This is a genomic window from Paractinoplanes atraurantiacus (assembly GCF_900215205.1).
In the GTDB taxonomy this organism is placed as follows: domain Bacteria; phylum Actinomycetota; class Actinomycetes; order Mycobacteriales; family Micromonosporaceae; genus Actinoplanes; species Actinoplanes atraurantiacus.
The window spans coordinates 460124-473879 of sequence record NZ_OBDY01000002.1 but is presented as its reverse complement, the minus strand read 5'-3'; the positions used below and the strand labels follow the sequence as shown (position 1 = coordinate 473879).

At 59.3% G+C, this 13756-nt stretch carries 8 protein-coding genes; 4 read left to right on the top strand and 4 right to left on the bottom strand.

Annotated elements, in window-relative coordinates; all coding sequences use genetic code 11:
* Positions 1-6 precede the first annotated feature (6 nt).
* Together CRP55_RS08695 and CRP55_RS08690 are read left to right on the top strand one after the other, a co-directional pair.
* Positions 7-483, top strand: coding sequence for an NUDIX domain-containing protein (locus CRP55_RS08695; RefSeq protein ID WP_097319149.1), 477 nt, complete (start codon positions 7-9; stop codon positions 481-483).
* Entirely contained in the window at positions 476-928 is a 453-nt protein-coding gene (locus tag CRP55_RS08690) for a hypothetical protein (protein WP_097319148.1), read from the top strand. Before CRP55_RS08695 ends, CRP55_RS08690 begins: the two co-directional genes overlap by 8 nt.
* Before the next feature lie 3 nt (positions 929-931).
* Here CRP55_RS08690 and CRP55_RS08685 read toward each other — a convergent pair whose 3' ends face one another.
* Both CRP55_RS08685 and CRP55_RS08680 read right to left on the bottom strand, forming a co-directional pair.
* Entirely contained in the window at positions 932-1480 is a 549-nt protein-coding gene (locus tag CRP55_RS08685) for an HD domain-containing protein (protein WP_097319147.1), read from the bottom strand.
* 41 nt (positions 1481-1521) lie between these two features.
* A complete protein-coding gene (locus CRP55_RS08680; protein ID WP_097319146.1) occupies positions 1522-1809 on the bottom strand; it encodes a hypothetical protein in 288 nt (95 codons plus the stop codon).
* Between the two features lie 86 nt (positions 1810-1895).
* Here CRP55_RS08680 and CRP55_RS08675 point away from each other — a divergent pair, with 86 nt between their 5' ends.
* Together CRP55_RS08675 and CRP55_RS52005 are read left to right on the top strand one after the other, a co-directional pair.
* The gene (locus tag CRP55_RS08675) at positions 1896-2657 is read left to right on the top strand and encodes an XRE family transcriptional regulator (RefSeq protein WP_245922878.1); all 762 of its coding nucleotides are present in this window, start codon (positions 1896-1898) and stop codon (positions 2655-2657) included.
* A 401-nt stretch (positions 2658-3058) separates the two neighbouring features.
* Positions 3059-9313, top strand: a complete 6255-nt coding sequence (locus CRP55_RS52005; protein WP_143234482.1) for an ATP-binding protein — start codon at positions 3059-3061, stop codon at positions 9311-9313.
* 1028 nt (positions 9314-10341) lie between these two features.
* Here CRP55_RS52005 and CRP55_RS51995 read toward each other — a convergent pair.
* Both CRP55_RS51995 and CRP55_RS08670 read right to left on the bottom strand, forming a co-directional pair.
* Positions 10342-11085, bottom strand: coding sequence for a hypothetical protein (locus tag CRP55_RS51995; RefSeq protein WP_143234479.1), 744 nt, complete (start codon positions 11083-11085; stop codon positions 10342-10344).
* A 28-nt stretch (positions 11086-11113) separates the two neighbouring features.
* Positions 11114-12799, bottom strand: coding sequence for a CHAT domain-containing protein (locus tag CRP55_RS08670; RefSeq protein WP_143234477.1), 1686 nt, complete (start codon positions 12797-12799; stop codon positions 11114-11116).
* Positions 12800-13756: the final 957 nt, after the last annotated feature.

Below are 13756 nucleotides of genomic sequence, written 5' to 3'. Positions count from 1 at the left end.
TCCGGCGTGGGACAGCGGATCGATTTCTACGACGACCCCAGCGCACCACGCGCGACGTCGCTCGTGCCGTCGGCGAACGTCGTCGTGACCAACGAAGCTGGTGAGGTGCTGCTGGTCCGGCGCTCCGACAACGGGAACTGGGCGCTCCCCGGTGGCGCCATGGACCTCGGCGAGTCGCTGCCCGAGACTGCCGTGCGGGAGACGCTCGAAGAGACCGGGATTCAGGTCGAGATAACCGGCCTGGTCGGCATCTATACCGACCCCCGACACGTGATCCTCTACACCAGCAACGGCGAGGTCCGGCAGGAGTTCTCCGTCGTCTTATCTGCCCGGCTCATTGGCGGAGCTCCGACCACCAGCGAGGAGACGACCGAGGTCCGCTGGACTTCCGCAAGAGAGATCGACTCCCTGCCGATGGACCGCTCAATGCGCCTGCGGCTCGACCAGTTCTTCGCCGCTCCGCGGGACGTACACCTTGGATAGCGACTGGCTCAGCGCCTTCGCCGACGTCTTCGCCGCAGTGGGCACAGTCGGCGCGTTCCTGGTCGGCTTCCTGCTATTGCGCCGCGAGCACCACCGCGAGGCCAGCCGCGCCGAAGACGAGCGCCGCGCCCAAGCCGAGCGGATCAGCGCATGGGTAGAACTGATCCGGAAGATCGACGGCGGCCGAGAACTGGCGTTTCACATCCACAACGCGAGCGCGATGCCGATCTACGAGGTCGAGCTGCCACTACCAGCACGCGAGGGCGAGGAGGCAGGCTCCGAGTTCGTCGGCCTCGTCCCGCCCGGCAGCACCGTCCAGCGCCCCGCGCCGCCGGACTGGCTGCGCACGTACGTCGAGCCAGAGCCCGTGCAGATCGAGTTCTTGGACAGCGCCGGCCGCCGCTGGAGCCGCGACGAGCAGGGTTCGATCTCGCGCGCCGACTGACCCTCAACCCTCGGCCAGCGCCGTCGTGACCACCCGCACCGAGTCGATGATCAGCGGACTCGCTTCCCGGATCGACTCGGCCACCAGGTCGCCTTCGCCGTACCGGGCGAGGATCTCGGCGAGGCGCGACTCCACCTCGGTCGGCTCGCCATCGGGCGTCGTGGTCATGTCCGCGTACGTGATCGCATGCGAGAGAAGTCCCTCGACCGGCGGGAACTCGCTCGCGAGTTGCTCGGATAGGCCGCGGTTGCGGGCCTCGATGAACGCGGACGAGTGATGCGCGACCAACCGGCAGATCAGATCATCGGCGTGGGCAACGTCGCGCAGGTAGCGCGCGCCGTCCAGTTGATGCATGCCGGTCGCGACCAGGTCGGGCGCATAGCCAACATCGTGCAGCCAAGCAGCGGACACGAGCGTTGAAGCCTGGTCGCCGACGAGGTGAGCGACCGACTCGGCCTTACGCCCAACCCCTTGGCTGTGTGACCAGCGACGCGGAATCGACTCAGCCAGCAACAGGCGCGCGAGGTCACGGGCACGTTCGGCTTGATCCACATAGGCAGCCTAAGCGAACGTCCCGTGCTGCGCAGCCAAGGTCACTGCCTGTTGTCGTCCTCCTCCACCTGATCCGTTTCCCGCACCGCACCGCTCGTCAATGCGGCCGCAAGCCTGTCCGCGACAACCGGCCGGACGTCACCGATGCGCACAACCGCCGCACCCTGACGACCGATTGCATCATGCAGGGCCGGAAACTCCTGACCAACGTCAAAGCCAGCGTCTTCGAGCGCGATCGCCAAACGGTCCGCCGACCGTCTCGCCGACTCTTGGCCTGCACGATCGTCTCTCGTCATTGCCGCTCGCCCGTCCGCGATCTCGATCGTCACCTTGGCACCGACTCTTCACGTCAGGTGACGGAACGTGAACCGCGGCGTTAGGACGTCTTGGGACTTCTTCGATAGCATGGCGGTTCTTGCCGACGATCGGAGTCGTCGTGAACAATCCTCTCGCCCGCGCGCTGCGAGGCGCCGGCGTCAACGAAGTCGACGTTGCGGCACGCCTCGGCGTCGACCCGAAGACCGTGCAACGTTGGATGTCCGGTCGCATGCCGTATCCGCGGCACCGCAACGCCCTGGCGCGCCTCACCGGCTGGTCGCAGCATGACCTCTGGCCCGACCTGCCTCGGCCCGCACAACCCGAGGCCAGCGCCGACGAGGTCCGGATCGTTTACCCGCACCGCTCGACCGTGCCGACCGACGCCTGGTCCCGGCTATTCGCGGAAGCCAAAGCCGAAATCGACATCCTCGCCTACAGCGCACTCTTCCTGGCCGAGGACATCGCCGCGTCGGCCCTCCTGCGCAACAAGGCCACAGAAGGCCTACGGCTACGCATAGCGCTCGGCATGCCAGGCGGAGTACACGTCAATGACCGCGGTGAGGAGGAACGCATCGGCGACGGCATGAGCGCCCGCATCCGAACCGCCCTAGTCGGCTTCCGTCCCATCGCGGACGCCGGCGGCGAACTGCGACTCCACGACACCGTCCTCTATAACTCGATCTACCGCGCTGACGACGAGTTGCTGATCAACACGCACGTCTATGGCCGCCCTGCATCGCACGCCCCGGTGTTCCATCTACGGAGGTGGGCTGCAGACGGCATGGCCGCGACCTATGCCCACTCGTTCGAGCGGGTCTGGGGAGCGAGCTGCGAGCCAAATCGAGCCCTGTTGACGTAGGCAGCCCGGCCGCACGCCCTCTGTCAGGCACGTACGACCGGGGCCCTCAGGTAGCCGGTGTCCCAATGCTCGCGCGATCTAGATACCGGCTACCCAGTAAGGCTGCCCGGGAGGGGCATCACGCCGGCACCGCATCGGCCGAGACGTCCCCCGACATGTCGGCGTCCCAAGATGTCAGGGCGACAGAGATCCTGGAAAGTCGATCGAGAAGGCAAATCTCCCCGGCGCAATCGACACCGCCAAAACGCCCGCCGATACAAGGCTTAGAGCCGACGAAGCAGCCGGCGAGCCAGGGGGACGCACCTCAGACGGACAGCGCAGCTTAGGCCAGTCGGCGCGCCGGTTCGCCAGCTCTATGATGAGTCGAGCCAAGCCAACTTTGGACGATAGGCCATCGCCAGATGTCAGGAACAGACCTCCTACGAGCCAGCCGCGACGGTGACCAGTTTCATTACTACTGGGCGGCGCGACAGTCCTTAAGCCTACTCGTCCCCGGCACGTCTCTAGTGGCAATTGCAATCGAAGGCGCATCGGACCGAGAATTCCCAGTTGGACAGCGTGTCGTCGCCGGCGAACAGATCATCGACATCGCAGAATACTACGGATCAGAACACCTGGCCGATGCCGACAAGGTTGTATATCGACAGCTAAAACACTCGACAGTACGAAGAGCCGAACCGTGGAGGCTGTCGGGACTTCGGCGCACATTGTGCGGCTTCGCCGATCGCTATAAAGCCTTGAACGACGACACAATCAGCGTTCTCGACAAGGTCAGATTTAAGCTCGTGACGAATAGGCCAGTAGACGAACAATTCAACGAAACCGTCCAAGACCTGGCTCAGAACCGCAAGCCTCGGCATCAAGTCCAGATGGATCTACTTCGTAGGTACATCCAGATTCACGACGACAGCGACGCATCAAAGTTTGCCCAGCTACTTGATCTCGGAACTCCGGAAATTGACCTCGGAGCCCTGCGGCTTGAATACGAAAACGGCGTTGCAGAATTCTTGCCGGGAATGCGGGGCGATGCGTCTCTGAGGTTGAAGGAAACAGTTTCACAACGTGCCACTTCTTTGGCGATAGACTCGACAATCCGCCGCGAAGACGTCCTGATAGCTTTGGGCGCAACCGAGGATCAGCTATTTCCTGCGCCACCGCTTTTGACGCCCGTCTTGAATCCCGTTGCCAGGAAACAGTTCCACAAAATTTCCGCTCACATAGTTCATGCCGAGAAACCCGTCATCGTTCACGCTCCGGGAGGCGTTGGTAAGTCCGTACTTGCCGGATCCCTACAACAGCTCCTACCCGGCGGCTCCGTTTGCGTTGTTTACGATTGCTTCGGCGCGGGACGATACCGCCGGATGAGCGGACCGCGTCACGAGCACCGACAGGCACTGGTACAAATAGTCAACGAAATAGCTGGCCGACGGCTTTGTCAACCACTCGTGCCTAGCCCCACCGCGACAGCCAGCGACTACACCGCCGCCTTCCGCGACAGAATCCAGAAGAGCGCAGCGGCCTTACGTGCGGCATCCCCTGACGCCGTCCTGGTTATTGCCATTGACGCCGCAGACAACGCAGTCATGGCCGCCAAGGACTTCAATAGCGGTTCTTTCGTCCCGGATCTGCTGGCGGAAGACGAAATGCCGGGCAACGTTCGCCTTGCCGTGTTCGCGCGCACCGAACGCGTCGACCTGCTAGATCCGCCTCCAGAAGCAATGAAGGTCGAGATCACCGGCTTCTCCTTACAGGAGACGGCCGAACATGTCCGGATGAAATTCGCGGACGCAAAAGACTTGGATATATCCGAGTTTCACCGACTCACTTTTGGCAATCCACGCGTGCAAGCGCAAGTCTTAGGCGAAGCCACCAGCGTGGAAGAATGCCTACGCCTGCTAGCGTCATCCAATACTATTGACGCAGCGGGCACTCTGGATGCGGTAATTGCAAATTCTGTTGACAAGATCCGATATGAACAAAAGCTTAAGCTTAGCGAGGTCGATTCTATCTGCGAGTCCCTCGCAGCTCTACGCCCTCAGATACCGATAAACTTTATGGCTGAGCTGTGCAGTCTTCCCATTGAGACTATCCACAGCTTCGTAAGTGACCTTGGCCGTCCGCTCTTAATCGACGGAGACTCGATCCAGTTCCGAGATGAGCCGACTGAGACGTGGTTCAGGAAGAATCATCGGCCGACTAGCGCCAAGTTGACATCTTTCCTGCTGAGACTGGAACCTCTAGCCGAGAAGTACACCTACGCGGCTGCATGTCTTCCTCAGTTGCTATGGGAGGCTGGGCAGTTCGCCAAGCTTGTTCAACTCGCCGTCAACGGAAGCGCGCTCCCGAAGTCAAACGAGCTTGAGCGTGCTGAGATCGAACAACAGCGCCTTCAATTCGCGGTGAAATCCGCAGCTAAGCGCAATATGAAGGTAGAGGTTGCCAAGTTAGCCCTCAAGGCCGGCTCTTTGTCACTCGGCGAGGCGCGTCGACGAACACTAATACGGAACAATACCCATATCGCGGGCGAGGTACTAAACGGGCAGATAGTCGACGATCTCCTTGCGCGTCGCGCACTGGCCGTCAACTGGCCAGGATCAAACCTGGCGTATGAGGGTTGTATGCTTTCGTTTGCCTCCGGTCAACTTGACATTGCACGAAGTCGACTGCGGAGCGCGATCGATTGGATGGTCGGATGGTCGCGTTTGCCAGAGGATGTCAAAGACGACAACCATATAAGCGACGACGATATCGCGCAGGTCGCGCTTGGGCTAGTTAATACAGATGGCCCTGGAGCCGCTGTAGCGTTCTTGTCACGATGGAGGCCAGCCACAGTTGCCTATCGCGCTGGCACGATAGTGGGCAGCCGGCTAATCGAGGCCAACCGACTCGAAAGTCTGGACAGCTTCGTCGTCGCAGCTGAGGGTAACGCGCTTCTTCAACTAGGTATTCTTGAAAGCGCTGGGAAGAACGGCATAACGATCGCCAGCGAGGCAGCCCGCTCGGCACTGAAGAGATTCCGAAGGCGGCGTAAACCGATCGAAGTTTCGGACAGGCGGTCACACGCCTACGGAGACGAGTATCCAGCTTTAGCTGCAACAATCGCAGTTGTCACTGCATCCGCTAGGCATCGCCTAGCGAAGCCAAATGTGCTGGGGCGCATTCTCAAGTTGCAGCTGCCGCCGAGCCTGCCGCGGGGAATAGGTAGCCGTGGAGGCAGTGCACCAGATCTCCTTCTCAAGGGATTTTCGCTGCTGACCTTTTTCAGCGGGTTCGAAATGACGGAGCGGAACCTTGCCCATCCGGAACTGGTCAAAGAGATCGAGGAGCCCAAACATGACCCCTCAAATGAATTAAGCGAATTTCGGCGCAACATCACTCCGGCGCTACCATGGGCGCAGTTATGGGCCCGGGTTGTTTGCGCTGCCCTATCCGAATCCGATCCCGAGCTCCGCCGACTGTCCAACGACACTTACACAAAAAACGTCGGCGACTATCAAACACCACGAGTGCTGCTCCAGATGGTTGCGCGATTCTCGGCGCAGATCTTGGCACAGCATCAGGACCACTACACCGCAGGCCTCTTCCATGAATGGATTCGCCGGGTTGACAGATTTCTCTATTGGCCAACCCTGATTGAAATCGTCCAGCACTCGGCTCGGACGCAGAGCATGGACAGTGTCACTTTTGCTGTGGCGGCTCATCTCGACGAAACGCTTGCCGTGTCTCGGGAGCAGGCCAGTGAGAAAATCTCCACCTTCGCGGCTTTGGCAAGATCCGTACGCTCCGCCAGCCTCGAGGAGGCGAAAGCATACTTTGGGCGAGCCATCGAAACCTCGATGAAAATTGGCGACGAAGTGTTGCGACGCTGGAATGCAGTGAATGCGCTGGCTAGGCAAGGCTCGACAGTTGGGAAGGATGACGAGCGCGCCTATCAATTAGCGCGCACATTCGAAGCCTTAGCAGAGTTTCTCGGTGACGCATCGGAGCAACAGCCACAATGCATCCAAACGATCGTACGATTTAGTAGAAGCAGCGCTCTCGCCATCGCGGCCCGATGGCGGGATCGCCGTTTCGGTTCGGCGTATCACGTATTACGGGAGATAATGGACTCCGTGGAGCTTTGGGGTGACGCACCCTTAGGTGTGGCATCTCTGGTTCCGATCTCCGAGTCGACGGATATGCGGCCAATACTTGAACGACTTTCGTCCTCAAGGCAAATCGAGCCGGCATTACTCTTCGATGTCGTTAGCACTTACGACAGAGGCACCTGGCATCATCCGGAGTACTTCCAGCAGATCAAGTCCTTGGCACAGAGATTCTCGATTGATCTCTCAACCACGAGCTATTCGGACAACTCCATCCAGCGCCGAACCACTACATCACGACCATATTCTTCGGGTGTCTCTCACAGGACTTCGTGGGGAAACGACAAGAAATACTTGAGAAGCCGCGCTTCCAATATAGCTGCGCTACGTGCTCTTGACCTTAGCCAGCCGCACGACTTGGAGGAAGCTAGACGGATGTGTGTCGACAGAGTCGGCATTAACTATGAAGACTTGATAGACTCGACGTTGTCTACACCTAGTCGGAATCTATCGGCAGTTATCGACGCCTTTCGCCGTAATGACAACTTTGGTGCGTACATCTACCGAGCCCTAATCGAGCGCATTTTAGACACAGACGGGCTGCCACGCGCTGCCCTCGACGCTGGGCGCCTTCTCGCAACACATGCAATACATCGATTTTGCGAGAAAATCGTAACTTCGTCTGACTATGAAGTTCTCCCATTGGAGCTGCTCTCACGAGCGACGGGGAGTAGCTCAAGAGACATCTTCGATGCTGCGCTTATCGAATTAGGCGCGCGCAACGAGACGCTTGACGCTGATACGTGTTTCGGCCTTGTATCCAGCATCGCGCCTTGGCTTACAGGCAGAGAAGCGTTGGACTGCTTCGACCAAGCAACCGACGAGCTCGAGTATCTAAACGAGATCGACACCGGTGACGGTCCATGGACGAGCGCCCTACTGCCGCCCAGCGACATACACCGGTGCGTGGCGGGCTACATCTGGTCGGCATTGGCTGATCCTGCTGAGGCCACACGCTGGCGCGCAGCTCATTCGGTCCACCTTCTGTGCCAGCTTGGTGCCGATGGCGAGCTGCGCGCTCTCGCTGACCTTGCCGCGACAGAAGGATCGGAGGCGTCTTTCACTGACGCTCGTTTGAAGTTTTATAGATTGCATGCACTCTTGTGGCTCTTCTTAGGACTAGAGCGCGCGAGCCTCGACGCACCAAATCGAGTGGCGCTCTTTCAGTCTGGATTGCGCTCGAACGCTTTCGGAAACCACGTGCTGCTTAGGGAATCAGCTCGTAGATCACTTTTGTTGCTCGACCGTAAGGGTCTGGTGGGCGTCAGTGAGGACGAGCGTATTCATCTTGGTCGGGTCAATTCCCCCGTAGGGACAGCACAACGGCACGACAGACGGCCGTCATCGAGCCAGCGCCGTAGCACGCGAGCGGACGGAAGATACCGCTTCTATTTCGATTTCGAGGAGCATTGGCTTGAACCGCTCGCACGCTGCTTCGCATTACCGCTTGAGTCGGTTGCCCAACGTGCAAGCGATGTAATAACGCAATCCTGGGCTTTACCTCTGGTGGATGAACGGGTAGAAGATTCCCGCCGACTCTTGGGAATATTGGACGAGAAGACCTCCTACTACAAGAGCGAGACTCCTGCGGTTCATGCGCTTGACTTCTATCTGAGCTTTCATGCGCTCATGGTTGTCGCGGGCGACTTAATTGATACCGAGCCTGTTCATGTCGATCCGGATGGGATCGATGACGACTTTGCAGGCTGGCTCCAGCATTTTCGCCCGACCAGACGGGACGGGCGCTGGCTGTCCGATCGACGCGACGCCATCCCACCGGATCAGGTCTCGCTTCAAGATCTTGACGCCCTTGACCGCACCTGGGCAGACAACGTGCGGAACGAGAATCCTCTCCGAAGGCTTTTCGACGTCGAACCTCCCATGATCGTCGTCTCTGAATGGTCAACGCAGAGGAAGGATGGCGATACGGAGGCTGTCAGTGTATCAAGCGCCTTGGTTGCACCCGACCGCGCACTCCATCTGCTAGCTGCATGGCAGAGCGCCGCGAGCCCTTGGCACTTCGCCGTCCCTGGAGATAATGACGAGGACGCTCTGAATGCCGGCAGTTATCGACTGCTCGGATGGATCGCAGACGGGAGTCTGCCGAGTCGCTTGGATAGCTCCGATCCCTTAGCCGAGGGCGTGCAGTTCCCGGCGCCTAGGCCGTCCGCCCTGGCGTGTCGCTGGCTAGGCATCGCCGGCGACACTGACGAGCGGAACTGGTACCGCGGTGACCACTTGCTATTGTCGTCAATAGTGTGGTCGGACATGCACGACGTGAATGGCAGAGGTACAGGTACTGATGGTCATAGGCTATCAATTAGTCTCGACGGCCTACGTGATCTGACTCGCAAGTCCGGCATGAGTGTGATTTTTAAAGTGACCCTCGAGCGCACCCTACGCGATGACTACAAGCACTGGAATGGCCCCAATGACCCAGACACCCGAATCCCAGTTCCCAATTTCAAGGTACTCATCTTCGACGAACACGACGGGTTCGTCGAACTTTGAAGACATTATTCGCCTTGGCAAAGAGCTAGCTGACGTCTTGGATCATAACGACACTCTGGGCAGGTGGATGTCGCACTATATTGCCGATCTAGTGCAACGTGTTAAGTCTGCGGAGGGTATCGAACGCGAAAGGCTACAGAGTGAGTGCGCGGGAGAGATTCTTCGGCTTTGGAAGCATCGGCAAAGCCTGCGCAGCTCTAATCGTCCTTTGTCGAGCTATGACTCAATATTCCGCGCGCTCGCGCGCCTTGACCCACATAGGTCTCCGTGGGATTTTTGGGGATACTTTGACGAAGACCGAGCTACAAATGCGAATGGCGATGGCATTGACGACTTTCTGAAGGCCGCCCTGGCAATCGAAGTGCAAGCACGCGATGTCGTACGGGAACTCATTCTCTGTGCCGCGGACGCTGCGGCCAACAAAGAATCCAAGTGGATCGAGCTTGCGGAGAGAGTAAAAGAGGAGGAGCCCGGTCTCTTGCGAGCTCTCAGGCTCCTCAACCGACCGAGTCGGCGCGACTTGCGTCGTGGTGTACGGGACGATGAAGCGGCTGCCGACACATCCGATGACGTTGTTGACAGGCTATCGGCCACCTGCCGCGCGGCTCGCGATCTAATTGAACGACATCAGGCACCATCAGATGGGTCATTGAAGGGCCGCGATCGCGATCTTCAGGGTCTGGACTTCGATGGTCTCACCTAACTTCCAGTGCCTGTCTGATCAGATCTGGGACGATCGTCGGCGCATCAAGTTGGCACCCTGGATCGTCAGCGGGGACTTGACGTCACTAGCTGGAGACAGGCCGGAGCCCTGGACGTTCCCGGATATCTGGGATTCTCGATCATTCCGTTCGCTGCATATCGCCCAGTCGGAACTGCTCGGCGCTTCGTTGGACCCGTCGAAGGCGGAGTGGTCTAGCTTCAAGCATACTAAGGCCCGGTCGGCGAATGCACCCCGAAGAGTCCAAACCATAACCGTCGTTGAGCCCATCGCAGGCGTCGTTAACGCGGCCCTGCGGATCGCAGCCTCAGGTTGACGTCGCCGACTCGATAGCGACAATCGGAGTGGACTGCGAACGATCAGATCCAACAACCGATCGCACCTGTGCCGGAAGATCCGCTCGGTAGCGGCGCCGGCCAAACCCGTAGCCAGGAAGCTGGAGGGTTGCGGCCACGACGACATCCGCGCGCACGTCGAAGCCTGCTGGCGCCTGAATGACGGCCTGCATTTGGAGAATGCCATCCAGCCCACGGCGCTGACTGGCTCTATATCGCCATTCGAAAGAGCTTTCGCGCAAGCCATACGCCACCACGAAATCTTCTTCCCGATTAACTTCCGTCTGCCGCTCCATCTTCGGTTCAACGATGACGGCTTTGACCGTGATTCCGACTGTACGGCGAACCGGCACGGAGGTAGCGGACCGCATCGGCGACAATGACCAGGCGATCGGCTGATTTGGCGCAGCGGCATCACAAGCCAGTTGCACACCGACACCCAGATCTGTGAAGAGCTCAGCCTTATCCGGCCGAGGGCTTACCGCCAAGTCGAGAAAATAGTACGAACTAGTTCCGGCCTGCGCCAGTAAGTAGGCAGCGAGCTGCGTTCCAGTTTCTACGCTGGTCGGAGGAATCGCAAACATGACCGGTGCGCCGACAGTCAGCCTCCGCGACAATATCGGTATTTGTTCGTCACCGAGTTCCAGACGGGGCACTAAATCTAGGTCCAACACAGGGCCTTCGGCGAGCCTGACCTGCGCTATGGGATACGTCATCGCTGGGCCTTCCGTTCGTTGCTACAGGTCAGGTCCAGTCTCCAACGTACACGAACGCTCCCCAGTCCCTATACGCTGGATGGTGAGCGCGCGCGTCGACCTGCGCCGCGCGGAAAGCTGACACTCGGTCCATCCCTAGGGAAAGATGGCGATACAAGGAGCCAAAGAAGTCAAGCGCGACTGCTGGATGCACTGGCCACGAACATCCGACTACTGCAGCGGCACCTGCAGCGAGGAATGCCGCAGGAATGCCACGCAGATTGTCGTTCATATCAAACCTTCCGAGGGCCGATTCGCATGAGCTTAAGGTAACGAGTTCCACACCGCGCAGGTCTGCGTGAAGGACGTCATAAGCGAACAATCGACCATCAGAGTTTTCGTCGGGCGAGAGAAAGACGCACTGGAACCATGGCGCCCACTCATTGTGAGCACCGTGCGCCGCAATGTGGAGGTATCGCGCACCTCGGGCCATTGCGATTAGTCGCCTCGGGGTCGCAGCGGATCCGGTTACAGCTACTCCAGCACCTACAGTGGCAACGAGCGCTTCGGCATGCGCTTCGAGGCCTTCAGCTGCCGGCAACCCGTGTTCGGCCCTGCCACCTGCGAATGCAAAGACGATCAAATCCTTCGCCTGCCTTGCTTCGTTGGGCTCCTGCTTCGCCCGGAAGGGCATGAGGTTTGCCGTCTGGGTAACTGTCCAATCGTCCGCAACGGTCCAGCCATCGTGCATTAAGAGATGGAACGGCACAAAATGAAGTGGACCATTCGGCCAGATGATTAAGTGTCGCTTTCCCTCGGAGAGCCAGCGTGTCGTTGATCTTAGGAATCCGGCGCACAAGGCGTGCGCTTCACCCTTAAGGCGGTCTTCTGCCTCCGGAGCCAATCGGCGATGGAGTGGATCCTCGAGGACGGCGTGACGAAGAACGTCCACTTCTGCAATAGCCGGCGACGCCATCAGAACTTGGTCGCCTCGCCGGAGCTCTAGAAGACCTCCGGGAGCGTTTACTCCTGTCGACGTTCGGAAATCTATTCCCTCGCGAGTTACTGCCAGCCCTTGAACTGCCGCCAACGGCCTCGGTTGGGAAGGATGATGCGACTCCCCCAAGAAGAGTGAAATCAATACGGCGTCGGCAGGAATTGCAGCTTGAATATCCTCGACATCAGGAAGGGACAATTGGGATGCCTCGACGTCCGCGTAGAGATGATTGGTAATCTCTTGGTCGGCTTTTCGCTGAAGATTCCGGTGTCGGGTGTAGGGATCGCTTACGTCCTCTGCTTCATGGCTTCCCGCGTAGAAGAACGCGACTGTTTCCGCGCCGTATGGCATTTCCGGCTCCAGCATAGGCCCCGGAATGTCCTGTTCGGATTGCCAAACCTCTCTAAGCAGAGGCTCGATCGTCTCAGGAAGCGTTCGACCCTGATTTTCACGCAATACTGAGCTGAAGTTTGCCCCTTTTGACGCTTCGTGAAGAGCCAACATCGTATTTATCTCTACTCTTGTATCACTCAGCACGAACGCTATTCTTCGATACAGCTTGTATGTAGCCTCCTGTACTGGCTCCTCGGCGTTCTGCCCTATCGTTGCGGCGGCAAGGAGGACATATCTTGCGGCCTCGGCAGCGGCTAGGTATTCGCGGCATGATGCGACTACATCCACAGCTTCATTGAGGCGACGGAGTGCGCGATCAAATTCGCTGTGCTGCGCGTATTTCAATGCAGTCCCGCTTAGACGCTTCGCCCTCGCGGGATAACCGAACCCGATCAACTTGACCTCCGAAAGCGTAGGCTGGTCAATCTTCGGCCAACGCGACAGCGCGCGTCAATGGACGCCGCGGTACCGCTGCAGCTCGCGAGCCTCACTGGCGGTGGTCGATCGAGTCACTGCGCGCGGCAGTCGACTTGCCGCTGAGCTGCGAGAACTACACCGTTGAAGTCAGCGGGGCGCCGAAGGCGGATGCAATGCGGTGTGTAACTGCGTAGTCATCCGCACCAGCGCTCGGTCGCTGGCTCAGGCAACAGGCGCACCTGAGGTCAAAAGCGGCACCCGCGCTGTTCCGCGGCGCAGCGGCCAGCCGTCATGCGCGACGCTCCGCGCCAGTCGCATCGGCTGAGTTAGGTCGGCGGCGCGTTAGGAACTCCGTTCTGTCGCCAACATCAGTGGACAGATGGCGAGGGCCTGCGCCTTCTCTGGGCGGTCCTCCACTCCACGAGTAGGTAGTTGTACTTCGAAATGTTGCAGCTCTTGCAGGCCGGCATGATGTTTCAGATGGCGTGCCGGCCGCCTCGCGCAAGCGGGACAACATGGTCCTTTTCGAGCTCACTAGCGCGGACGCCACAGTAAGCGCAGCGGTAATAGTATTGGCGTAGCAGCTTCTGCCACTCCACGTTTCCGAACGGGACGAAGCCAGGGTTATTCAGTATCCACTCGACGCGGCGATCGGCTTGATCCCGCCTGCGGTGCGGGTTTTCTTTCCGCCACCGGACGGCGTACTTCGCCGCGCTTCTGCGTGGAGTTGGTAGTAGGCCTTGCCGTCGGCCCGCCGCTTCGCGGCCTCTTTGGGATAGCGCGCTCGGTCCCTAACCCGAAGGATGTGTGTCCTTGTGGCAAATTGCCGTCACGACGACAGAGTCAATGCACGCGCCACGATGACCGTGTGAATATCTCTCGTGT